The 22,228-nt window shown below is 59.6% G+C and carries 20 protein-coding genes; 9 read left to right on the top strand and 11 right to left on the bottom strand.

Features of this window, described 5'->3' with window-relative positions:
- Nucleotides 1-112: 112 nt before the first annotated feature.
- Nucleotides 113-1,405 (top strand): solute carrier family 23 protein, encoded by a 1,293-nt coding sequence (locus R6254_RS02165; RefSeq protein WP_318404044.1) that lies wholly within the window; start codon nt 113-115, stop codon nt 1,403-1,405.
- 35 nt (nt 1,406-1,440) lie between these two features.
- Here the strand turns inward: R6254_RS02165 and R6254_RS02160 are convergent, their stop codons facing one another.
- Nucleotides 1,441-1,785, bottom strand: a complete 345-nt coding sequence (locus tag R6254_RS02160) for a hypothetical protein (RefSeq protein ID WP_318404042.1) — start codon at nt 1,783-1,785, stop codon at nt 1,441-1,443.
- A 131-nt stretch (nt 1,786-1,916) separates the two neighbouring features.
- Nucleotides 1,917-3,206, bottom strand: a complete 1,290-nt coding sequence (locus tag R6254_RS02155) for an AsmA-like C-terminal region-containing protein (protein WP_318404040.1) — start codon at nt 3,204-3,206, stop codon at nt 1,917-1,919.
- Nucleotides 3,207-3,296: 90 nt separating this feature from the next.
- Here R6254_RS02155 and R6254_RS02150 point away from each other — a divergent pair, with 90 nt between their 5' ends.
- On the top strand, nt 3,297-3,719 hold the full coding sequence (locus R6254_RS02150; protein ID WP_318404349.1) for a hotdog fold thioesterase: 423 nt from the start codon (nt 3,297-3,299) through the stop codon (nt 3,717-3,719).
- Between the two features lie 204 nt (nt 3,720-3,923).
- Complete coding sequence (gene scpC / locus R6254_RS02145) at nt 3,924-5,450, top strand: succinyl-CoA:acetate CoA-transferase ScpC (RefSeq protein WP_318404038.1); 1,527 nt, start codon at nt 3,924-3,926, stop codon at nt 5,448-5,450.
- A 98-nt stretch (nt 5,451-5,548) separates the two neighbouring features.
- Here the strand turns inward: scpC and R6254_RS02140 are convergent, their stop codons facing one another.
- Nucleotides 5,549-6,115, bottom strand: coding sequence for a cob(I)yrinic acid a,c-diamide adenosyltransferase (locus R6254_RS02140; protein WP_318404037.1), 567 nt, complete (start codon nt 6,113-6,115; stop codon nt 5,549-5,551).
- Between the two features lie 184 nt (nt 6,116-6,299).
- Here R6254_RS02140 and R6254_RS02135 point away from each other — a divergent pair, with 184 nt between their 5' ends.
- Nucleotides 6,300-6,659, top strand: coding sequence for an EF-hand domain-containing protein (locus R6254_RS02135; RefSeq protein WP_318404036.1), 360 nt, complete (start codon nt 6,300-6,302; stop codon nt 6,657-6,659).
- Nucleotides 6,660-6,698: 39 nt separating this feature from the next.
- Here the strand turns inward: R6254_RS02135 and R6254_RS02130 are convergent, their stop codons facing one another.
- The 7 genes from R6254_RS02130 to R6254_RS02100 form a co-directional block, all read right to left on the bottom strand.
- Nucleotides 6,699-7,514, bottom strand: a complete 816-nt coding sequence (locus R6254_RS02130; protein WP_318404035.1) for a mechanosensitive ion channel family protein — start codon at nt 7,512-7,514, stop codon at nt 6,699-6,701.
- Between the two features lie 155 nt (nt 7,515-7,669).
- Nucleotides 7,670-8,368: a M48 family metallopeptidase gene (locus tag R6254_RS02125; RefSeq protein WP_318404034.1), complete on the bottom strand. Its 699-nt coding sequence runs from the start codon at nt 8,366-8,368 to the stop codon at nt 7,670-7,672.
- Nucleotides 8,361-11,672 carry a type I restriction endonuclease subunit R gene (locus R6254_RS02120; protein ID WP_318404032.1) on the bottom strand — a complete coding sequence of 1,104 codons (3,312 nt, stop codon included), beginning with the start codon at nt 11,670-11,672 and terminating at the stop codon, nt 8,361-8,363. The genes R6254_RS02125 and R6254_RS02120 overlap by 8 nt, the downstream gene beginning before the upstream one ends.
- 36 nt (nt 11,673-11,708) lie before the next feature.
- Entirely contained in the window at nt 11,709-12,992 is a 1,284-nt protein-coding gene (locus R6254_RS02115) for a restriction endonuclease subunit S (RefSeq protein WP_318404031.1), read from the bottom strand.
- Between the two features lie 73 nt (nt 12,993-13,065).
- On the bottom strand, nt 13,066-13,920 hold the full coding sequence (dinD, locus tag R6254_RS02110) for a DNA damage-inducible protein D (protein WP_318404029.1): 855 nt from the start codon (nt 13,918-13,920) through the stop codon (nt 13,066-13,068).
- Entirely contained in the window at nt 13,917-15,479 is a 1,563-nt protein-coding gene (locus R6254_RS02105; protein ID WP_318404027.1) for a type I restriction-modification system subunit M, read from the bottom strand. Before R6254_RS02105 ends, dinD begins: the two co-directional genes overlap by 4 nt.
- Entirely contained in the window at nt 15,476-16,069 is a 594-nt protein-coding gene (locus R6254_RS02100) for a restriction endonuclease subunit S (protein WP_318404025.1), read from the bottom strand. Before R6254_RS02100 ends, R6254_RS02105 begins: the two co-directional genes overlap by 4 nt.
- 179 nt (nt 16,070-16,248) lie before the next feature.
- Between R6254_RS02100 and R6254_RS02095 the strand changes: the two genes are divergently transcribed.
- From R6254_RS02095 to R6254_RS02075, 5 genes are all read left to right on the top strand, one after another.
- The gene (locus R6254_RS02095) at nt 16,249-17,673 is read left to right on the top strand and encodes an FAD-binding oxidoreductase (protein WP_318404023.1); all 1,425 of its coding nucleotides are present in this window, start codon (nt 16,249-16,251) and stop codon (nt 17,671-17,673) included.
- 216 nt (nt 17,674-17,889) lie between these two features.
- Nucleotides 17,890-18,609 (top strand): hypothetical protein, encoded by a 720-nt coding sequence (locus R6254_RS02090; protein WP_318404021.1) that lies wholly within the window; start codon nt 17,890-17,892, stop codon nt 18,607-18,609.
- Nucleotides 18,610-18,672: 63 nt separating this feature from the next.
- Nucleotides 18,673-19,107, top strand: coding sequence for a ribonuclease HI family protein (locus tag R6254_RS02085; protein ID WP_318404019.1), 435 nt, complete (start codon nt 18,673-18,675; stop codon nt 19,105-19,107).
- A gap of 71 nt (nt 19,108-19,178) precedes the next feature.
- A complete protein-coding gene (locus R6254_RS02080) occupies nt 19,179-19,709 on the top strand; it encodes a GFA family protein (RefSeq protein ID WP_318404018.1) in 531 nt (176 codons plus the stop codon).
- 272 nt (nt 19,710-19,981) lie between these two features.
- The gene (locus R6254_RS02075) at nt 19,982-20,674 is read left to right on the top strand and encodes an alpha/beta hydrolase (protein ID WP_318404017.1); all 693 of its coding nucleotides are present in this window, start codon (nt 19,982-19,984) and stop codon (nt 20,672-20,674) included.
- A gap of 148 nt (nt 20,675-20,822) precedes the next feature.
- Here R6254_RS02075 and R6254_RS02070 read toward each other — a convergent pair whose 3' ends face one another.
- Complete coding sequence (locus tag R6254_RS02070) at nt 20,823-21,878, bottom strand: MBL fold metallo-hydrolase (protein WP_318404016.1); 1,056 nt, start codon at nt 21,876-21,878, stop codon at nt 20,823-20,825.
- Between the last annotated feature and the right edge of the window lie 350 nt (nt 21,879-22,228).

The raw sequence follows: 22,228 nt of genomic DNA, 5'->3' as shown, positions 1-22,228 counted from the left end.
GCCCCGGTCCTTGGCCGGCGCGCTGCGTTTGCAGGCTCGCGCACATCCACTCTTGTGTGAGGCCAACATTGCCCCTAGCATTGCGGCACTTACAACTTGAGGAGAGAGATTGATGGGAATGTTGAGCTGGACAGAAAAAAGCAGCGCCGTGTTGCAACAAGGCGGTGTGATCGGGCCCGATGAGCGCCTGCCTTGGCCGCAAACCTCGGTGATGGGTGTGCAACACGTGATCGCGATGTTCGGCTCCACGGTGCTGGCACCGCTGCTGATGGGTTTTGATCCCAACATCGCGATTTTGATGAGCGGCATAGGCACGCTGATCTTCTTCATCATCACCGGCGGCAAGGTGCCCAGTTACCTGGGCTCCAGTTTTGCCTTCATCGGTGTGGTGATTGCCGCCACGGCCTACGCCGGCAAAGGCGCCAACGCCAACATCGGCGTGGCGCTGGGCGGCATCATTGCCTGCGGCGCGGTCTACACCCTGGTCGGTTTCATTGTGCAGGCGGTCGGCACCCACTGGATCGAACGTTTTATGCCACCCGTGGTGACCGGCGCGGTGGTCGCGGTGATTGGCCTGAACCTGGCCAGCATCCCCGTCAAAAACATGGCGGCCAGCAACTTTGACTCCTGGATGCAGGTGGTGACCTTTGTCAGCGTCGCGCTGGTCGCCGTGATGACACGTGGCATGGTGCAGCGCCTCTTGATCCTGGTCGGCCTGATCATGGCCAGCGTGATTTATGCGCTGCTGACCAACGGCCTGGGCTGGGGCAAACCGATCGATATCTCGGGCATCGCCAGCGCCGCCTGGGTCGGCATGCCGAACTTCACAGCCCCCGTGTTCACGGCCAACGCCATGATGCTGATCGTGCCCGTGGTGATCATTCTGGTTGCCGAAAACCTGGGTCACATCAAGGCCGTGACGGCCATGACCGGCAAAAACCTGGACGTCTACATGGGCCGCGCCTTCATCGGCGACGGTGTAGCGACCATGGTGTCGGGCAGCGCTGGCGGCACGGGTGTCACCACCTATGCCGAAAACATAGGCGTGATGGCGGCGACCAAGATCTACTCCACCGCCGTGTTTGTGGTGGCGGCGCTGATTGCCGTGGTGCTGGGTTTCAGCCCCAAGTTCGGCGCGCTGATCCAGGCGATTCCGCTGCCGGTGATGGGCGGCGTGAGCATCGTGGTGTTTGGCCTGATCGCGATTGCCGGCGCCCGCATCTGGGTCACCAACAAGGTGGACTTTTCGGACAACAAAAACCTGCTGGTCGCGGCCATCACCTTGGTGCTGGGCACCGGCGACTTCACCTTGAAGTTCGGCCAGTTCGCGCTGGGCGGCATTGGGACCGCCACCTTTGGCGCCATCCTGCTTTACGCCTTGCTGAACCGCCAGGCCAAAAGCTGATCCCCTGGGCGGGGACTAAGAGCCTGTTGACGCTCTTAGGTCGATGATGAGGCTGCCTTGGCTTGCGCCAGGGCGGCCTTTGTTTTTTTCAGCTCCAGCTCCAGGCTGGCGCGTTCATCAATCTCCTGCTCCAACACCTGATTCACCTGCGCCAGGTCCTCGGCCGAAGACTGGATACGGGTTTCCAGCAAGTCGGTTTTCTGCAGCGCCTGCGCAACTTCACCGCTTTGCAAATCGTCAGGAATTTCCTGCTTGAGCACGGTGTTGATCACAAGCAACTCGTCGGCCGATTGCGCCACCGTGTCTTTGACGGCGGCGTTCTGATCCAGCGCACGCTCCAGGGGCGTGGTCGCGGTAGAGGTTTTAGAGGGCTGGGGCATGGTGGAAGTTAGGGTTTGGGTGGGTCACAGCAGGCGAAGCGCCTCTCAGAACCGCTGCCAATATACCCCGCGTTGGGTTCGGCCCAAGCAAAGTCCCGCACCACGAGCGGGTTTTATGCAGCCATGTGGTTTCAAGGCGGCGACTTCCCGGGCGAGATTTTACCGCCTTTAGTGGGCTCGGACGGCGAGCTGAACAGCTTGCCCAGAGTCGCGCCCAGCCGGGCACCGATAGCCGTGCCGACACCGGGCAACACCGCCGTGCCCAGCACAGCGCCGGCCACCACACCCCGGGGCACCGAGACTTTCACCTTGTCCAGCGGGCCGCTGAGTTGCAGCGGCACCCCGACCACGCCATCCACCAGATCGACCGCAAACTCGGCCGCGATCTGCCGGTTGGCGATGCGGGCCTGGCCGGTCGCGGTGAGCGCACCTGAACGCGCGGTGATGCCGGTGTAAGTCACCACCATACCCTGCGGCGTGTTTTGTGTGTCAAGCTGGCCGGCGACGGCGTCCAGCGCGGTTTGCCCCTCGTGATTTTGGCCGAAACTCCGGATGGCCTTGTCCAGGTCCAGGCGCAGCAAGGTGGCGCGGCCCATGGTGAAGCGGGTTTGGGTGTGCAGCGATTGGGCGAGTTGGCCCAGCGTATCACCACTGGCCGACAAAGTGGTTTCGCCCGACACCTTGCCGGCCACCACAGAACGGCGGTTGAAGGCCGCCAGCGCCTGCGTCAGCTCGATCTCGCGCGGCTGCAACTGGCCGTCCAGCTGCAGCCGACCCTTGGCGCTGGTTTGCAGTTGCACCTTGCCATGCGCCGTGCCGCCGCCGCTATGGATGCGAAGCGTCCACACATCGCCCGGACCTTGCCGGCTCAGGGCCAGGTCAGTCGCGGGCTGAACACCCGGGCGCCTGAGCTGTGCCGTGCGCGGCCGCCAGGCTGGGTCGAAGTCGACCTCGCCCTCGTAGACCACAGCCACGCCGCGGCGCGACACCCAGCTCAGCTCACGAAACACCAAACGCGCCAGGGGAATACGCCCGACATCGGCGTGGGCCACGTCCAGCGTCTGGTCCAGCGCGCGCAAGGCCACTTGCGGCACCACGGCGCCGTCCAGCTCCAGGCGATTAACGATGAGCCGGCGATCCAGCAAGGCCGCCAGATTCGGATAAACCGTGATTTTTTTCGCCGTGATGGCTTGCGGCTGCTGGGTCGCCATATCGATCAGCACCACGGCCGGCACAGGCAGCAATTGCCAGCGCAAAGCGCCTACCGTCACCGGGACGCCCAGACGGCGCTGCAACTCGGTCGCGGCCCTGGCCGCCAACGATGCATCATTGGGCAGCCACAGCGCCAGGGCCAGCCACGCGGCGCCCGCCAGCGTTGCCAACACCCCGGCGCCCACCATCCATTTGTGTCTAGCTTCCATGTCAGCCCCAGCTTAGCCGCCGGGTCAGGCCCGCCGTGTAGGCTGCAATCTCTTTATAGTCAAGGCATTCAAGCCATGGGGACATTTGCAATGCGTATCTGGAAACAAGACATTTCGCTCGAACTGCTGACTGCCAATAACGCCAACAGCGCGGTGACCCACCTGGGCATCGAATTTCTGGAAGTCGGCGACGACTTCATCCGCGCCCGTGTGCCGGTCGATGAACGCACGCGCCAGCCGTATGGGCTGCTGCATGGCGGCGTGTCGGTGGTGCTGGCCGAAACACTGGGTTCTTGCGGCGCCGCATTTGCCGCGCCCGCCGGCCATCGCACCGTGGGCCTGGACATCAACGCCAACCACCTCAAGGGCACCACCAGCGGCTGGGTCACCGGCATCACCCGCCCCGTGCATATTGGCCGCAGCACGCAGGTCTGGGCCATCGAGCTGACCAACGACGCTGGCGAGTTGACCTGTGTGTCGCGTATCACCATGGCCATGTTGAGCCCACGTTAAGCATCCAATCGGCCTCCAGCCCCTGAGGGACGGGCGCCAACAGCTATGGATTCAGGAGCGGGTGCCGGCTGAGCCCGCCATCGCCCACGAAGTCCGCGCTGTCATCTAGGGTTTACCCTAGGTCCAAGGCCGCCGGCTGCTAAGATTTGGGGCTTCAGTTGTGCGCCGTTGCGCCTTCATCCTCTCTTACGGAGCCGTCCCCCGATGTCCATCGTTGACCGTGTGCGCCACCCTGGCCTGCAATCCCGAATCATGTCGGCTGAAGCGGCCGCCGCGCTGATTCCTGCCGGCGCCAACGTCGGCATGAGCGGCTTCACCGGCGCTGGCTACCCCAAGGCCGTGCCGCAAGCCCTGGCCAAACGCATCGAAGGCCTGCACGCCGCCGGCGAAGAGTTCCGCATCAGCATCTGGACCGGCGCCTCGACCGCGCCCGAGCTCGACGGCGCGCTGGCGCAGGTCGATGGCATCGAGATGCGCCTGCCCTTCCAGTCGGACCCGATCTGCCGCCAGAAGATCAACTCCGGCCAGATGCATTTCGCCGACATGCATTTGTCGCACGTGGCGCAACACGCCTGGTTCGGCTTTCTCGGCCACCTCCATGTGGCGGTGATCGAAGTCGTCGGCATCCTGCCTGATGGCCGGCTGATCCCTTCGATGGCCGTGGGCAACAACAAGACCTGGCTGGACCTGGCCGACAAGGTCATCATCGAGGTCAACACCATGCAGCCCGAGGGCCTGGAAGGCATGCACGATGTGTATTACGGCACGGCGCTGCCGCCGGATCGCAAGCCGATCCCGCTGGTCTACCCCGACGACCGCATCGGCGAGCCCTACCTGCGCTGCGACCCGGACAAAATCATCGCCATCGTCGGCGCGCACCAGGCCGATCGCAACTCCGGCTTTGCCGCGCCCGACGACAACTCCCAGCGCATCGCCGCGCACATCATCAACTTCCTGCAGCAAGAGGTCAAAAAAGGCCGGCTGCCCGAGAAGCTGCTGCCGCTGCAGTCCGGCGTGGGCAACGTCGCCAACGCCGTGCTGGCGGGCCTGAACGACGGGCCGTTTGAACACCTGACCGGTTTCACCGAGGTCTTGCAGGACGGCATGCTGGACCTGCTGCGCTCGGGCAAGATGGACTTCGCCTCGGCCACCGCTATCTCGCTGAGCGCCGAGGCGCTGGCCGACTTCACGGCCAACCTGGACTTCTACCGCGAACGCATCGTGCTGCGCACGCAGGAGATCAGCAACCACCCCGAGCTGGTGCGCCGCCTGGGCATCATCGCCATGAATGCCATGATCGAGGCCGACATCTACGGCAACATCAACTCGACCCACACCATGGGCTCCAACATGATGAACGGCATAGGCGGCTCGGGCGACTTTGCACGCAACGGTTATCTGTCTTTCTTCGTCACGCCCTCGGTCGCCAAGGGCGGCAGCATCTCTTGCATAGTCCCCATGGTGTCACACGTGGACCACACCGAACACGACGTGCAGATCATCGTCACCGAACAAGGCCTGGCCGATCTGCGCGGCCTGTCGCCACGCCAGCGCGCCAAACTCATCATCGAAAAATGTGCACACCCGGATTTCCGCGAAGCCTTGCTGGATTACACCGAACGCGCCTGGACAGACGGCCCCGGCCGCCACACGCCGCATTTGCTAGACGAAGCCCTGTCCTGGCATCAGCGTTATGTGAAGACCGGCGACATGCGGGCGACCCCGGCCTGAAGCCGCGCGGCGCGCGTTTCTTAAGAGAAATCAGCCTTCAGCCCTTATGGGATGGGCGCAAGCAGCTATTCAGTTGATAGCAACAAAAGCCGCTGCGCTTATTCGCTGGCGGCGCGGGCCAGACGTTCGCTTTTCCAGTACACGTCGTCGCCGCCGTTCATGCGGTTGAGCACACGCGACAACACAAACAGCAGATCGCTCAGGCGGTTCAGGTACTGGCGCGGCGACTCTTTCAGGGTCTCCAGCTTGTCCAGCGCCACCACCGCGCGTTCGGCGCGGCGCGCCACCGTGCGGCAGACATGGGCTTGTGAAGCCGCGCGCGAACCGGCCGGCAAGATAAATTCAGCCAGGCGCGGCAAGGTGGCGTTGTAAGTTTCCAGCGCCGTGTCCAGTTGCGCCACGGCTTCGGGCTTGAGCAACTCAAAGCCAGGAATCGACAACTCGCCGCCCAGGTTGAACAACTGGTGCTGCACGTCGACCAGCAACTCGCGCACATCGGCCGGCATCTCTTCACACAGCAGCACGCCGATCTGCGAGTTCAACTCGTCCACATCACCCATGGCATGCACCCGCAAACTGTCTTTGGAGACCCGCGTGTTGTCGCCCAGCCCGGTGGTGCCGTTGTCGCCGGTGCGGGTGGCGATTTGTGAAAGTCTGTTGGCCATAAGGAACTCGATGAAAGGTGGTGGACGCCTAAGCGCAAAGCCATCGCGGGCAAGGTTACGCGAGGCAAGAAAATGTGAGGTCGTACGCCATCATGTCAGCAAGGAAACACCCTGCAAAAGTGCTGGTCGCTTGTCAGTTGCTGCGATGCAATAACCCCTTCGTTTCATCTCCAAGGTCATCGGCATGCGCGTTCAAAAACATTCTATTCCCAACTTCGGCGTCCCCAGCGTCTGGCTGCTCGCTGCCTTGATCATGGGTGCCGCCGGCGCCGTGCGGGCACAAACTGCCCCCTCACCGATGGAAAACCACACACCCCCAGCGCACATCGCCACAGCGGGAACCTCCGGCACCATCCCGCCCAATACGATCACCAACCGGGAGCTGGATGCGGCCTTCAACCGGGCCGATACCAACCACGACGGCCGGCTGACACGTCAGGAGGCGGAACGGTTTCCGGCCCTGGAGCAACGTTTCGAGCAAATCGACAGCAACCACGACTCGTTCATTTCGCGCGACGAATTCATCAAGGCCGCAGGCTCCTGATCCCCTCAAGCGCCTGCGCCGGGCGCAGGCGGCTGTGCCTCAGACCGGGTACACCTTCACCGGCCGCGTGGCGACCGGGAAGCCGGCGGCACCCAGGGTGTCGGCAATGGTTTTGTTGGTGTCGAAATAGACCTGCCAGTAGTGGTTGGTATGGCAATGCGGGCGCACCGCCAGCTTGGGGCCAAACTCGTTGAACTCCAGGATCTCCACATCCACGCCGGGCGTTTGGGTGATGTTGGCCACCTGGGACACGGCCTCCTTGAGCAGGGCGATGGCTTTGTGCATATCGGCGCTGCCGGCCAGTTGCGCCACCAGTTCCACGCGGCGGTAGGGATTCGCGGTGTAGTTCTTGATATCGCCGCCCATGACCTTGCCATTGCCCACAATGGTTTTGACATTGTCCGGCGTGTTGATGGTGGTGCCGAACAAACCGATCTCCAGCACCGTGCCCTCCACCCCGCCGGCGTTGACATAGTCGCCCACCACATAAGGACGCAACACCAGCAGGAAAATGCCGGAAGCAAAGTTGCCGAGCAGCCCGCTCCAGGCCGCCCCAATCGCCACACCCGCGCCCGCCACCAGGGCCGCAAAACTCGTGGTCTCCACCCCGAAGTAACCCAGGATGGCCACCACCAGGATGATGTTCAGCGCCACCGTGATCAGACTCACCAGATAACGCTGCACCGTGGGGTCTATCTCCTGCCGCGTCATGCCCGCGCCCACCAGGCGTGTCACCAGGCCAATCAGCCAGCGCCCGATGATAAAAACGATGATGGCACCAATCGCCTTGAGACCAAAGGCCACCAGGATGGGTTGGGCCTGGTCTACCCAGCTGGTCAATTTTGCCGAATCCATGGCGCTACTCCATAATGTTTTATTGTTCGAAGCCTCGGGCATCTTAGGAGGCCGCTGGTATCCTGTAAACAACGCCCGAATCTGTGCGCCGTGACCGTTGCAGCAAAAAAACTCCTACGTGACATACGGCGCAGGTCTTACGACACAAATCAGCACTAACGAATCGTCGCCTCCAGCAATTGTTTGCGCGCTACCCACTGCGGGCAAACCTCAGTCAGCAAGGAAAAAAAACTTTCTGAATGGTCAGGATGCACAAGGTGACAAAGCTCGTGGTAAATCACATAGTCGATGCAAGCTGCGGGGGCCTGAATAAGCCCGCTATATAGCGTCATGGTGCCTCGCCGGGACAAGCTGCCCCAACGCTTGACCAGTTGCTGCACGCGCAAGGCTGGCTGCACAAAGCCACTGAATCGGTAATGACGGTGGCACTGCCCCAACTGTCGCCCAAGAATGTCTTTTGCCTGCTCATGGCGCCACCGCAGCACCTGGGTCTCGATGACTTCTGGCGTCACCAGCGTATCTGGGTGCAACTTGACAAGAAAGTCCGTGCCGGACAGCGTGACACCATCGTCCGTGGAAATTTCTATGCGTAGCTTGTATCGCCTGCCAAGATGCAAATGTGATTCGCCCATGACCCATGCACGCTGTGGTGTCCGCGGCTCAAAGCGTTGAAAAAAGGCTTTTTGCTCCGCAATCCAGCGCTCTCGCTTGATCAGTACTGCTTGAATTCGTTCTTGACTACATCCCAAAGGTGCCCGAACAATGACCTGCCCTGTCGGGTGTACCTCCACCGACAAAGTTTTGCGCCGGGCCTCGGTCGCAAAAACCTGAACGTCATCAAAATCGTCAACCATTGATACCCCGGTTTTTGGCCAATGCCAGCGCCTGATCAATGACGGCGTCCATGTGCGCCGTGCTCAACTTCACACCGCGCTCACCGCCTACGACGTCATACAGAAAATGATCCAGCTCAATGCGCGTCTGGTTCATAGCCTCCAGATTACGCCAGAAGTCCACCACGTTGTGCTCTGCGAGCACCGCAAGCGCGGCCTGCGCGGTGTCTTGCGCCAGCATCACACTTTGCTCTGGTGGCACGACGTCATCAAAAATTTTCTTGGCCAAACCAAACAATGCAATGCCATGGTCATTGCCACGCAGACTGGTCGGAATATCGTCGCGCGGCCGGTCCAGCACCGCGGAGCGAGCCTCTTTGGCTTTTTGCAAATAAGCCAACTCGTTAATACGTTTGGCGCGATAGTCGTCTATGGCCTGCTGAATCATGCGGGAAAACTTCTCGTAATACGCAGGGTCTACCTTGATGCGCTCTTCAATCACCCTTTTGGTGTTGAAGGCGATGATGTCAGCTTGTGCGGCGGGCGTAATGGCCTCCTGCTCGTCTATCGCGCGCTTGAGCGCCGCATCGTCCAGGATGTTCACCGCAGTCTTTAACACCAACACGTCATTCGCCTGCAAGTGTGTGTCCAGCAGCTTGCGAATGCGCGGTTCGTAGTCACGCTTGAAGTCCACCGCATCGGCAAAGCGCAATTGCGCCGCCTGCTTGAGTTTTGCAAAACGCAGCATGTCCGCCTTGTAACGGTCAATCACTGCTAGCGCGGTACATGCCAAAAAACGTTCACTGGACAAGGCCAGTTGTAGCAGGCGACCGAATGCACTTAAACGTTCGTAAAAATCATGGCGCACATCATCGTCGCGCAGAGTTTCAAGATAAGCGTTGGTGTCATGCTGGTTGGCAACCTGACGGAACAGCTCCAGCAAATGGGCGTGCGCCTCAGGCAATTGGGCCACCTCGGTTTGCATGCTGACCAGCATGCCTGCCAGGTCATTTTCGTCAAACCCAGCCAACGCCTGGTAGCTTGAAATCGCTTTGTCCAGCTCTTCCAGCACGCCGGCGTAATCAATGATCTGGCCGAAGTCCTTCTCAATCGTGGCACCAACGGGCTCCGTCCCATCCTCATCATCTGCGGCCTCTATCGGCGCTTCATACAGCCGGTTCACCCGTGCAATAGCTTGTAGCAACGTGTGTTCTTTGAGCGGGCGTGTCAGGTATAGCACCCGGTTCCGCGGCGCATCAAATCCGGTCAACAGCTTATCCTTGACGATCAGCAGCTCGGGCGTATCGCCATGCTTGAACGCATTGATGAGCGCCTTGTTGTATTGCTCTTCATTGCCGTGGCGCTTCATCATCTTGTCCCAGAAGCGGTACACCGCCTCGGTCGGCTCGTCGTCCACGTCTTCGCGGTCAGGGCGCCCGGCGGGGCCGGAAATCAGCACCTCGCAGCTCACATGGCCAATCTCATCGATGTACTCCTTGAGCTGAATCGCCGCCGCCCGGCTAGCCGCCACCACCTGCCCCTTGAACGGCGTGCCCTGCCAGGTGGTGCGATAGTGCTCGCTGATGTCAAAGGCCAGCATGTACAGCGTCGGGTTGGCCTGCTGAATCATTTTTTCGCGGGCGTACTTGCGCTTCAGGTCGCCCTTTTGTGCCTCGGACAAGCCCGCCGTCTGGCGCTCAAACCATTTGTCAATCGCGTGCTGGTCCTGTGTCACATCGACCATGCGGCTTTCGTACAGCAGCTTGACCACCGCGCCGTCACGCACGGCTTCGTCCATGGTGTAGCTGTCAATCAGACCTCCAAATTTGGTGAGCGTGTTGCGCTCACGCCGCGTGACCGGCGTACCGGTAAAACCGATGTAGCAGGCGTTGGGCATCAGCAGGCGCATCTTGGCCGCCAGCGAGCCAAAGTTGGTGCGATGGCCTTCGTCCACCAGCACAAAAACGTCAGGCAAATCCACCGCAAAGCTTTTTGCCAGGGTGCTCACGCGGTCAAACTTTTGGATCAGCGTGGTGATGATTTGCGACTTGGGACTTTGCACCAGCGCCAGCAATTCGCGCGCCGTTGCGGCACGCTTGGGCTCCAGACCACAGGTCTTGAAGGTCCCTTCAATCTGTTTGTCCAGGTCGTCCCGGTCCGTCACCAGCACAATGCGCGGATTCACCAGCCCCTGCTGCAGCGCCAGGCGGCGTGCCAGCATCACCATGGTTAGCGACTTACCCGAGCCCTGCGTGTGCCACACCACCCCGCCTGAGCGCCGCTGTGCACCGGTAGGCGTTACTTCCCAGTGAGTAATGCGCTCCATGATGCGGTCTATGGCCCGCACCTGCTGGTAACGCGCCACTTTGCGGATGCCCCCGTCAAACACTGTGTAATGAAACACCAGCGCGAGCAAGCGCTGGGGCGATAACACTGCGGCTAACGTACGGTCTTGCTCCGTCACACTGCGCGCCACCAGGTACGAGGCCGTGTCTTCCGCCACGCCAGGTTGCGGCCGCCCACCACTCAGGCGCTGCACCAATTCAAACAAATCGGCTTGCACGTCGCGAGGCAGCGGCTGCGCCAGCATGCGCGCGATGGATGCATCTTCGGCGTCCTCGCGCCAAGTGGACCAAAACTTGGCAGGGCTGCCCACGGTGCCTACGCGGGCCGAGTGGCCATTGATGGCCAGCAGCATCTGCGCCATCACAAACAGGTGCGGAGCCTGACTCTCGCCCTGATAAGTGATGAGCTGAGCCACGCCTTGCGCTACCTCCACGCCAGGGGCCTTGCATTCGATCACGGCCAGCGGAATGCCGTTGACGAACAGCACCAGGTCACAGCGGATGGTGTTCTGGCTGCGGCTGCGCTGCACCACCAACTCGGGCGACACCTGAAACGTGTTGTCCAGCGGATGCTGCCAGTCGATGTAACGCAGCGAGCGGCCACGCGAGTCGCCGTCAATGGTTTGCTCCAGCGTGGTGCCCAGGGTCAACAGGTCGTACACCGCCTCGTTGGTGCGCAGCAGCCCGTTGTAGGGCACGCTCTTGAGGCGCTGGATGGCGGTGCTGAGGTTTTCCTCGCTGAACAGATGCTCCCCCGTGGTGGTGTGGATGCGGTTGAAGCGTTTGAGCGCGTCGCGCAGCACATCGTCCAGCACCACATTCAGCAGTCGCGACCCGCGCAACTGCCGCGCCTTGGCCGGGCTCAGGTACTGCCAGCCCATGGCCAGCAACAGTTGCAGGGCCGGCGCCTGGCTGGCCATAACCTCGCTGGGGTCAAAGTCCGGGTCCGGCGGCGGGCTGGGAGCTGGGGCAGTAGTCATAGTAGAGCGATGGGTGAGGTTGAACGCGTTGATTCGCTACTTTTTTGATAGCTGCTTGCGAAGAGTATTCGCGGACTGAAGGCCTTTTTTGCTTGAAGATTTTCTCTGCGCAGACGGTTCCGGCAAACACCACTCGCCGGACAGCAGCTTTTGCATGAGGGCGCGCTTTTGGGCCTTTAACTCGTCAAGCTGCCGTCGCCGCAACGTGAGTTCCGTGTTCATATCTCGGAGAACTTCGGCCATTGCCCGCTGTTCATCGATGCCTGGCAGACTCACACGAGTATTGAAAAAGTCGGTCGCCGTGACGTTTAGTAAGCCATGGCTGCGTGCGCCTTCATGGGCAATGGCTCTCAATTCGCGATTGAGCAGCCCAGCGTCAAGCAAGCCAACCAAGAAATCAGAGTCCGTCTTTTCTTCGTCTGCAATGCCGAAGCACAGACACAGGGTAGACACAATTCCTTCGTCAAAAGCATCCAGTCGTTTGATGGCTCCAAAGGGGTAACCGATTGCAGCACTTCGGTTGTATGCAAACTCGCCACGCTGCAAAAGCAGGTAATGTTCGTTGTCGGTGGCAGCGATTTGTTTGGCGAAGTAGCTGCTTTGCTCCACCAGCCCACGCTGTGCAGAAACGGTGAGCGGTACCAAGCACGCGGTTGTGTTCTTGCGCGTAATGCGTTGCAGTACAGAACCGAGGCGAATCGGTTTCCACTTCCCCTTGAACCCCTTCAATCGCCTACGTCCGGTCAGCAGTTGTTGCATCAGGCCTTGTTTACGGCGTTCGAGCATGGCAACCACGGAAGACGTTGTTTCTATAGCCGCATCCCAATCGCTAAGGACTTGGGATACCAAAATTTGGAAACTAATCGGGGGCGCATAGACCTTAAAAGAACGCAGCAACGTAGCATTTAGATTATTTTGGCCACTGCTGTTGGAGAGGAGCCGAAGCTGCTTATAGCGGTACAGGAGCTGTTGAAACAGAAAGCGCGCATCCATCGCTGCCGTGGGAATCAGCGCCGCGCAATTCTGATTAATTGCAGCGTCAAAATTTAGCAATGCAACTTGGCCACGCGTCTTACCCTGACCAACCATTGCAAGCAAGATGGCATCTTTCGGAATCAGCTTTGACCCAAGTTGGCGTAATCCTTCGGGCGTAATGAACTCGTCAATGTCGGCTGCGTTCACCTCGCCGTTCTGCACTTGTGTGGTTTTGACCCAAGGAATTTCACCACCCCAAAACTCTGGGCGTGCACGAGACGGAGTTCCACCGGAAGTAATCCGCGCAACGCTCCCTAGTGGACGAAGCGTCATGTCAAGCCCCATGCGGCTTTCCGGACAACTATCAAGTAATCCTTAATAGTTGGATGCGTGGTGAAAGACCACATTCTGCGAGCGCTCATGCCTTGCCCTTCCCCGGCAACTGCTTCGCCTTCTCACGCTCAATCTGCTGAATGCTCTTGTCGGGCACGGGCATTTTCTCGGGCATGGTGCCGCCCAGCTCCTTGATGGTTTGCCGAACTTTGGCACCCACTTCGTGGTGGGTTCGGTTGGCTTGGGTTTTGCCCTGAATACCTTCGCGCTTGAGTTTCTCTTCGGTTTGCGTGGCGCGGAACAGGTTGGCGGCCAGCTCGGTGCTACCCATGTGGTCGAGGATTTTATGACTCTTTTTCAGGCCCTTGACGGCGTGGATATTTTTGGCGCCCAAGCCACCGTACAGACCTTTGTAGCCATGGTCCTGGAATACCGCATATTCGATCGGTGTTTCCACGCCTGCGCCTTTAGCTGCAGCAGAGAGGGCCTTGTTGTGTTCCGCGAGGTCGTTACGAATGGAAAGTCGAAGTTCATCTTCCGAAAGTTCGCTCAAACTGCCGGCGTCGCTCAGTTCCTGCCTGCGCGTCTGTAGCGCGAAGTAGGTTTGCCCATGGGCAATGACGGGCTTGCTGGGGTCCCCATTTTGAACGACCAGATAACAGGCGTACCGCGAGAGCTGAATGTCGTCCACCGTTCGCTGTGCGCCAGAACCGATCTCGACCATTTTGCTGACATCAGCAAAATGGTCAGCTTCGAGGTGCCCGCTTTGTCGGCAGGCCTCACGGGCCTTGTCCACCACCTGCAAGAAGTTGCGGTATTGAACGTAGTCAAGCACGGTGGCAAGTTCACGGGCCAACCAGTGTTCGCTGCCGTCAGCATCCGCGTGGCGTATGTCTTCAAATACGGTGCGTGGCACGGCAGTTTGGAGAATCTTCTTCATAGCCCTAACTCCTTCAGGTGTTGCTTCATCTTCACACGCACGGCGGCCAACTCGGCTTCCAGGCGGTCGATTTCGTGTTCGGTCTGCGCGAGGTCGATTTGCGCCTCTTCTTCGTAGGTATCCACGTAGCGCGGGATGTTGAGGTTGTAGTCGTTCTCGGCAATGGCGGCGCGGCTGACCAGACTGGTGAACTTGTCCACGCCTTTACGGGCACGCACTGCGGCCACGATGTGCTGGATGTGCGACTCTTCCATCTGGTTCTTGGTTTTGGCGGGGCTGAACTGGCTGCCGGCATCGACAAACAGCACGTCGTCTTCGGCCTCGCGCTCGCCACCACGCTCGCGGGCGCGATCAAACAACAAAATAGCGACGGGGATGCTGGTGGTGGGAAACAGGTTACCGGGCAGGCCGATCACAGCATCCAGCAGGTTGTCTTCAATCAGGCGCTGGCGGATGCGGCCCTCGGCCCCGCCCCGGAACAACACGCCATGGGGCACCACGACAGCGATGCGACCACGCTGGGGCAGCGCGACTTCCACCATGTGGCTGATAAAGGCAAAGTCGCCTTTGCTTTTGGGCGGAATACCGCGCCAGAACCGGTTGAAGCGGTCATGCTCGGCAACGTCTGCGCCCCATTTGTCCAGGCTGAAGGGTGGATTAGCCACCACGATGTCAAAGCGCAAGAGACGGTCGTTTTCGACCAACAGAGGGTTGCGCAGGCTGTCGCCACGCTCGATGCGCGCGGAGTCAAAGCCATGGATGAACATGTTCATGAGCGCCAGTGCGTAGGTGCTTTGGTTGAGCTCTTGCCCATACAGCGACACATTGCGATTGCCCACTGCGGTGGCCGCCTCCAGCAGCAGTCCGGCGGAGCCGCAGGCCGGGTCACAGATGCGCATACCGGGCTGTGGGTTGGCCAACACCGCCAGCAGGCGCGAAACGGCCATGGGGGTATAGAACTCGCCGGCTTTTTTACCCGCATCCGACGCGAAGCGCTCGATCAGGTATATGTAAGCGTTGCCGATGACATCTTCATTGACGCGGCTCGGGCTCAGGTCCAGATCAGCGAAGTCTTCCAGCATGGTTTTGAGGCGGCCATTGCGCTCTTTGGGATTGCCTAGGCGGTCGGTGTTGAAGTCGATGTTCTTGAACACGTCATCCAGCTTGTGCCGGTCGTGGTTGGCCTCGGCGATGTGACGCAAGGTAATGTCGATGAGTTCACCAATGTTGGGCGCGCCACGACGCTCCCAGAGGCTGGTGAAGTCCGCCCGGAAGCTGTCGAGCACTTTTTTGGTTTTGGGGTCGGTGAGGGTGACCATGGGCAACACAAAACGGTCGCGTTCCATGAGACGGGCAATGCGCTCTGGGTCTTTGCCGTATTTCTTTTCATAGCTGACGTAGTGGTCGTGCCAGACGTCGCTGATGTACTTGAGAAACATCGCCGTAAGGATGTAGTCCTTGTACTGAGCTGGGTCGATGGTTCCACGAAAGGTGTTGCAAACGGCCCAGGCCTTGCGGAAGATGTCTTGAGAGCTTGTATTGGTCGTGTTGGTGGTCATGTTGTGGTCACTTCCTGGGCCTTTGCCCAAAGAACTTGTTCTGCATACGCTTTGTTTTTTTTCATGAGCGCCTCCGAGAGCGCTCGCTCTTCGCGCAGGAGGCGAGCGACTTCTGCGATTTCGTGCTGCACGCGCATCGGCGGCATCGGAATCTGCAAATTCCTCAAGCTTTCCATCGACACCATACGGATCATGCTGCCGCGTGCCTGGGCATTGATGTCGCGCTGAACGGCTGGGGAATTGAGTAACCAGTGCAAATACCAGCCATGCGTTTGTTTCGGATTTTTGATACGAATGCGCACCAGCGGGGCGGCAAATATGCAGGGCTGGGCCACGGATTCCACATAGATGGCCTGCGTGCTCACGCCGCGCGGTCGAAAAAGCAGATCCCCCGCTTCGAGCTGCAATCTGGAAACGTCTCCGGTGAAATCTATCTGCGGCAGCACTGAATCCAGCACGAGTGCGTCACCAATGCTGTGGGCCATCGAAACAACCCGCACGGGACCAGCTGACTCAAGGGCAAGCGAGGTCCTGAATGGATGTCCGGCAGATAAATCCGCCACCTCCGACAAAATAAATACATGGTGCATGCTGCATATCATAAATGACAATTATGAATGTATGCCATGTAGTACGACTCATACTGCAATTACACTTTTCCACCCAGAGGATATTCCTGGTCAGTTGTTCTTTTTTGGGGTCGATTTACAAAAGCCGCCTTAGCAAACTAGATAAAGACTGAAAATAAGAAACTCAAATTGGAGACACAATGAACGCCCCCATCCATCCCGATCACCTGCTGCCCCAACTCAATCTGCGCGACACGCCCTCAGCGCTGATAGACGCGCTGAAGACCCGTTTTGCCGAACGTTGTTCCACCGCCCTGGTGGTGCGCGAGCAGCATGGCCGCGACGAATCCTCGTTTGCCGCGCCACCACCCGCCGCCGTGGTGTTCGCCGAAAACACCACCGACGTGGCCGATGCCGTGAAACTGGCCAGCCAGTACAACGTTCCGGTGATTCCTTTTGGTGTCGGCACCTCGCTGGAAGGCCATTTGCTGGCCGTGCAGGGCGGCATCAGCATCGACCTGAGCCGCATGAACAAGGTGCTGCATATCAACGCCGAAGATTTGACGGTGACCGTGCAGCCCGGCGTGACACGCAAACAGCTCAACGAAGAAGTCAAAAGCACCGGCCTGTTTTTCCCGATTGACCCGGGCGCCGATGCGACCTTGGGCGGCATGAGCGCGACCCGCGCCAGCGGCACCAACGCCGTGCGTTACGGCACCATGCGTGAAAACGTGCTGGCACTGGAAGTGGTAACCGCCAGCGGCGAGGTCATACGCACCGGCACACGCGCCAAAAAATCATCGGCCGGTTATGACCTGACCCGCCTGATGGTGGGCAGCGAAGGCACTTTGGGCGTGATCACCGAAGTCACCGTCAAGCTTTACCCCTTGCCGGAAGCGATCTCGGCCGCGATCTGCTCTTTCCCCAGCATCGAAGCCGCCGTGCGCACCACGATTGAAGTGATTCAGCTGGGTGTGCCGATTGCGCGCGTGGAACTGATAGACCACAACACCGTGCGCATGGTCAACGCCCACAGCAAACTCGGCTTGCGCGAAGAACCCATGTTGCTGATGGAGTTTCACGGTTCACCCAGCAGCGTGAAAGAACAGGCCGAGCTGGTGCAGGAAATTGCCAGCGGCCATGGCGGCAACGCTTTTGAATGGGCCAGCACGCCCGAAGAACGCACACGGCTGTGGACGGCTCGGCACAACGCCTACTTTGCGGCCATCCAGAGCCGGCCCGGCTGCCGCGCCATTTCCACCGACACCTGCGTGCCGATCTCGCGCCTGGCCGATTGCCTGCTGGAATCCGTGGCCGAGGTGGATGCCAGCGGCATCCCTTATTTCCTGGTCGGCCATGTGGGCGACGGCAACTTCCACTTCGGCTACCTGATCGATCCGACCATTCCCGAAGAACGCGAAGTCGCCGAAGCCCTGAACCACAAACTGGTGGAGCGCGCCCTGAGCCTGGAAGGCACGTGCACCGGCGAACACGGCGTGGGCCTGCACAAGATGGAATTCCTGGTCACCGAAGCCGGCAACGGCGCGGTCGACATGATGCGCACCATCAAGCGTGCACTCGATCCGAAAAACATCATGAACCCGGGCAAGATTTTCACGCTGTGAGCGTCGGGGCACAATCGGATCGCTCTTTTTTTGATGGCTGTAAACGCACAACCAACGAGGGCAAAACCTCGGCTTGACCCATAAATGCCCCGGACAAACCGTTTTTGATTCAGTAGCGCTTGCGCCGCCCTCATGCGACGCCCAATTCGCCAATGCCCGGTATCGGCGGCGGATTCAACCGGTCGATGCAAGCAGGCGCTCTGATGAGCGCTCGACATGCCCTATAGCAAACAGTTCTTCGACCTTCAATTTCACTTCGCGTCCCGCGTGGCGACGCTGTCGGGGATGCCTCTGGCAAGCGCGCTCCTCGATTACACGAACTTTTATATTCGATTTGGCCTCGGCCGCGAGTTCGACGCTGCCCATCCAGCTTGGCGGGAATATCTGAATGGCCTGGAGCGCCCGACGGACCAGGAAGACTGGACATTCAGCTTCTATCGGGCTTGTCGCCAAGATGTCAGGCCGCCATCGGTCATTGCGAGCGTTGGCTGCTTCTCATACGCCCGCTTGGGTAGCGACCACATCCGCCTTCACTTCCAGAACACTGAAACTGAGGGGCATTCCCCGTTGGCGTTGGAGCGTCGCGAGCATAGGCTGGCTGAGCTACGGACACTATTTTCGATGGTCCGCCAAAGTGAGCATCCGCAGGCACGAGTGGTGGGGACGTCGTGGTTATACAACCTTACTGCCTATCGACGGCTCTTCCCGGAGGCGTATCTCGCTACGGCAGTGGTGACCGGACCACGATTTAGAAACATGCCGCTGTGGGGCCAGTTTCTGGATAGACATGGGGCGGTGAAGCAAGGCTTGGCGGCTCCATTCCTGCGTCGGCTTGCCAATCAATCGACTCTGGATGAGCTTTCCTTGTGCTTTCCATTCCAAGCTCTCGAGCTCGAAGCGCCCGTATCTGCGTTCTATGTCTTTCATGGGCTGTAACCGGCGAGCACCCGTGACACCCCAGAAGACAAGGCAGAATACAGCCAAAAGCGGACATTGCACATGAATCCTTGGGTTGTTTACTGTGATGGCAGCGCCGTTCCCAACCCCGGTCGTATCGGCCTTGGAGCGGTGTTTACCGAGCCTGATGGCACGCGTCACACGCTTTCGCAAGCGGCGCATGAGGACGGCTGCAACAATGAAGCGGAGCTAAAAGCGCTGCTGGCGACTCTTCAGGAACTGAAGTTACGTGGTGCGGACACGCTTCTCATCCATTGCGACAACAGTGTCGTTGTCGAACAGGTCAGCGGCACAGCCAAGCCGATTGCCCGACTGGCTTCCTTGTTTGATGAAGCGCGAACACTGTTCAATTCGTTCGACCAGGCAAACCTGGTGTGGATACCGCGCCATCGAAACAGCGAAGCTGATGCACTCGCTCGTGCGGCACTAGGGATTGCTGAAAAGCGCGTCGTCAAAGTCTCCAAGAAACGACGTTAGTTCCCGGCAAGCTGAGGCTACAGTCGGCCATCACCTGCCATTCAATGTAGATCCCAGAAAACAGCTGCTCGATGCCGCTCTCGACCCAAATCGAGCATTCGCGCCTCACCCAAAAAACCAACACCATCTGCAAAACCGAAGGCAATAGCTGTTGTCAAAATAACTGTATTTATGTACAGTTATTCTTTTTCAACGAGAGGGAAGAAATGCTTAAAGGTAGCTGCTGCTGCGGAGCCATCAAGTTCACGCTGTCTAGTCCACCAACGATGATGGGTACATGTCATTGCACTCGCTGCCGCAAAGTTGGTGCCACTACGTTTGTATTCGTAAAACGTGACTCTTTCGAACTCGTTTCCGGCTCGGACTCCATCGCCACCTTCAAGCCAGAAGCTCCTTACAAGTACAACCGCTGCTTCTGTTTGCACTGTGGTACGGCTCTTGGTGAGGTAACGTCCAGCAGCGAGTCCTTCCCAGTGGCAGCCAATTGCTTCGACGACGAACTGGCCCTAACCAATCTTTTTCATGAGTTTGTCAAAGAGAAGCCAAATTGGTACGGCATATGTGACGAGGCAAAGCAGTTTCCGGGGCATCCACACAATTAACGTCACGTCCGTTCCTGGTCGGGTACAGCAGTCGCTATGGTTGGCATCTCCTCCTGTTTACTGTGGTTGCAGTTCCTCCGCCTTGGTTCATGGTCAGAGTTTTCTCCTCCAAGGCACCTTAGGACGACGGCACACGGCCAGCAGCGGACTCCCGGCATCCGCACAGAATCTGCCGATGAGCAGACGCTGGGACGGTCACGATGAAAGTGCTTGACGTCCAATACATCGCATAAAGCCCTATCGAAATCACTTGCCAAGAGGAGCAATTTTCAATGTTGACGCAGACGCTGCAAGACGGAGTTCATTCATTTGAGGTCTCAGTGCGCAAAGCCGCCCCAGGTTCTCCGGTGGTCCTTTTCGCAGTGGGATTGGGTGGTCAGCCGGAACGGCTCTCTACGCTCCTGGACGCCTTGACTGAATCTGGGTGCACGGTCGTCGCACCGCATTTCGATCGACTTGCTTCGACCACCCCAACAATGGAGGAGTTGACCCTCCGGGCAAGACGCCTCTCGCTCACACTCGACGCATTCGTTGAACCCACCGCTAAAGCAATAGGTGTGGGGCATTCGATTGGTGCAGCTACCCTCGTCACGATGGCCGGAGGTCAAATGTGGTTGGGGCCAGGTCGGCGCGTCAGCATCGCACCGGACAGCCGCTTGGCTCGTCTAGCCCTTTTGGCACCACCAACCGGATTTTTTCAAGCTCCGGCAGCACTCGATGCCGTACGAATCCCGGTTTTGGCCTGGGTGGGCTCGGCGGATAGCATCACTCCTCCAGCCCAAACGGAATGGCTGGCGCGTGCCATGCGCGATTGGACCGCAGTGGATGTCCGCATCACCGAAGGGGCCGGCCATTTCTCGTTTATGGACATCCCGCCGCCACACACCACGGAGTCGCTACCCAACAAGCAAGCGTTTCTCCGAGAGTATTCAAGCGAGATTTGCAAGTTCGTGGCGGCTAGCTAGAAAGCGAATTGCGACAAGTGGTGTGCGCATTTCTGCGGCCCCGTGCGCTCTATCAAGCACAAGATGTACATCAGTGCCTTGCTGACTCGAAAGACGGAAATGGGCCCAAAGCGGGTGCTCAGGCGGATCAAATTGCCCACCAACGCGATCAGTAGCGATAACGGGGTTTGAGCACGCGCGTCTCGCCAATCGCCATGACAAGAAACGCTTCGTCCGACACGCCTTGGGTACGGCGCTCGGCCGCCAGGGCTCTGGGCGGCTCGTCCAGCGCCTCGTCGGTCAATTCAAACGTGCCCCAATGCACACCGAGCGACTGCTTCGCGCCGAGGTCGCGGTGGATCTTGACTGCTTCTTCTGCATTCACATGTTGCGTCGCCATGAACCAGCGCGGCTCATAGGACCCGATGGGGAGCAAAGCGATATCGAAGCCACCGCCCTGCTCCGGCCTTTGCCGCGGCGCAAAACGGCTGCGCATGTCGGTGAAGTCCCGCGAGTAGCCGGTGTCGCCCGCATAAAAAAGGTGACAGTCTGGTGCGAAGACGGCAAAGCCGCCCCACAGCGTTGTCATCCGGTCGGCCAAGCCGCGCGCCGACCAATGTTGCGCCGGTACCAGCATGACTTCCACCTCGCCGCAGGGTCCCTGCAGCCTATGGCTTTGCCACCAGTCCAGCTCCACGGCGTGGTGAATGCCGCGCGCCGCCAACCAAGACTTGAGGCCCAAGGGCACGATGAACAAAGGCGGACCGCCACTCTGCCGGTTCAGCGCATCCACCGATGCTTCATCCAGATGGTCATAGTGGTTGTGTGAGGTCAGGACCAGATCCACATGCGGCAAGTCAGGCACCGGGATGCCGGGCGGCTGATGGCGTTTCGGACCCAGGAAGGAAACCGGTGAGGCGCGCTCCGAAAAGATCGGGTCGGTCAACAAGGTCAGCCCGCCCAGTTGCGCCATCACTGTCGCGTGGCCTATCCAGGTGATCGCTGGCTGCATCTGGGCCGCCGCCTTGGCGTTGCGGTGCAAAAAATCAAGGTCGGGTGCCAGCCTGGGGGTGGGCGCCTGCGGCGGTGGTGGCAGGCCCCGGCGCGATGCGTTCCAGCGCCAGCGCAACACCTCGGCGAGGCTTTTCGGAGTGAACTCGGTGTGGACGTTCTGAAATCCTTGCGGGCGGTGATGCGGCTTGTCCGGGTCGTAGTTGGGATTCATGCCCGCCAGAATACGGGGGTTCGCAGCATCTCGCTACTCAGCCAGGCGCAACAACTCGTCGGCGTCCCAGTTGTCGTAAGCATGTGTGCCGTAATGCAATGCCTTGATCTGGCCTTGCGGGTCAACCAGGAAATCAGCCGGCAACCCCAACACGCCGTTTTCTGCCTTTTTATACAGCTTGCCGGTGCGGAGGACGCCGCGCAGTCCGGCCCAAAGAACCGCGGGATGCAGAGCTGACCATCAGCCGCTTTCGCGCCCTCCCGAGCGAGCGTTATCCCTGCCTGATCGAGATCGCGGGCGCCGCCATCGAAAGTGATGCTGAAACTGAATTTCGCGCCGGCCTGGACGCG

Origin of the sequence: Polaromonas potterensis, from assembly GCF_033446725.1 — a bacterium.
GTDB lineage: Bacteria > Pseudomonadota > Gammaproteobacteria > Burkholderiales > Burkholderiaceae_C > Polaromonas.
Note: the sequence above shows the minus strand (reverse complement) of the source record. Positions and strands in the feature narration are given on the sequence as shown.

What these genes read in the sequence shown, in the direction of transcription:
- R6254_RS02165 (WP_318404044.1), top strand. Translation starts at nt 113, where the DNA reads ATGGGAATGTTGAGCTGGACAGAAAAAAGCAGCGCCGTGTTGCAACAA.
- R6254_RS02160 (WP_318404042.1), bottom strand. Translation starts at nt 1,785, where the DNA reads ATGCCCCAGCCCTCTAAAACCTCTACCGCGACCACGCCCCTGGAGCGT.
- R6254_RS02155 (WP_318404040.1), bottom strand. Translation starts at nt 3,206, where the DNA reads ATGGAAGCTAGACACAAATGGATGGTGGGCGCCGGGGTGTTGGCAACG.
- R6254_RS02150 (WP_318404349.1), top strand. Translation starts at nt 3,297, where the DNA reads ATGCGTATCTGGAAACAAGACATTTCGCTCGAACTGCTGACTGCCAAT.
- scpC (WP_318404038.1), top strand. Translation starts at nt 3,924, where the DNA reads ATGTCCATCGTTGACCGTGTGCGCCACCCTGGCCTGCAATCCCGAATC.
- R6254_RS02140 (WP_318404037.1), bottom strand. Translation starts at nt 6,115, where the DNA reads ATGGCCAACAGACTTTCACAAATCGCCACCCGCACCGGCGACAACGGC.
- R6254_RS02135 (WP_318404036.1), top strand. Translation starts at nt 6,300, where the DNA reads ATGCGCGTTCAAAAACATTCTATTCCCAACTTCGGCGTCCCCAGCGTC.
- R6254_RS02130 (WP_318404035.1), bottom strand. Translation starts at nt 7,514, where the DNA reads ATGGATTCGGCAAAATTGACCAGCTGGGTAGACCAGGCCCAACCCATC.
- R6254_RS02125 (WP_318404034.1), bottom strand. Translation starts at nt 8,368, where the DNA reads ATGGTTGACGATTTTGATGACGTTCAGGTTTTTGCGACCGAGGCCCGG.
- R6254_RS02120 (WP_318404032.1), bottom strand. Translation starts at nt 11,672, where the DNA reads ATGACTACTGCCCCAGCTCCCAGCCCGCCGCCGGACCCGGACTTTGAC.
- R6254_RS02115 (WP_318404031.1), bottom strand. Translation starts at nt 12,992, where the DNA reads ATGGGGCTTGACATGACGCTTCGTCCACTAGGGAGCGTTGCGCGGATT.
- dinD (WP_318404029.1), bottom strand. Translation starts at nt 13,920, where the DNA reads ATGAAGAAGATTCTCCAAACTGCCGTGCCACGCACCGTATTTGAAGAC.
- R6254_RS02105 (WP_318404027.1), bottom strand. Translation starts at nt 15,479, where the DNA reads ATGACCACCAACACGACCAATACAAGCTCTCAAGACATCTTCCGCAAG.
- R6254_RS02100 (WP_318404025.1), bottom strand. Translation starts at nt 16,069, where the DNA reads ATGCACCATGTATTTATTTTGTCGGAGGTGGCGGATTTATCTGCCGGA.
- R6254_RS02095 (WP_318404023.1), top strand. Translation starts at nt 16,249, where the DNA reads ATGAACGCCCCCATCCATCCCGATCACCTGCTGCCCCAACTCAATCTG.
- R6254_RS02090 (WP_318404021.1), top strand. Translation starts at nt 17,890, where the DNA reads ATGCCCTATAGCAAACAGTTCTTCGACCTTCAATTTCACTTCGCGTCC.
- R6254_RS02085 (WP_318404019.1), top strand. Translation starts at nt 18,673, where the DNA reads ATGAATCCTTGGGTTGTTTACTGTGATGGCAGCGCCGTTCCCAACCCC.
- R6254_RS02080 (WP_318404018.1), top strand. Translation starts at nt 19,179, where the DNA reads ATGCCGCTCTCGACCCAAATCGAGCATTCGCGCCTCACCCAAAAAACC.
- R6254_RS02075 (WP_318404017.1), top strand. Translation starts at nt 19,982, where the DNA reads ATGTTGACGCAGACGCTGCAAGACGGAGTTCATTCATTTGAGGTCTCA.
- R6254_RS02070 (WP_318404016.1), bottom strand. Translation starts at nt 21,878, where the DNA reads ATGAATCCCAACTACGACCCGGACAAGCCGCATCACCGCCCGCAAGGA.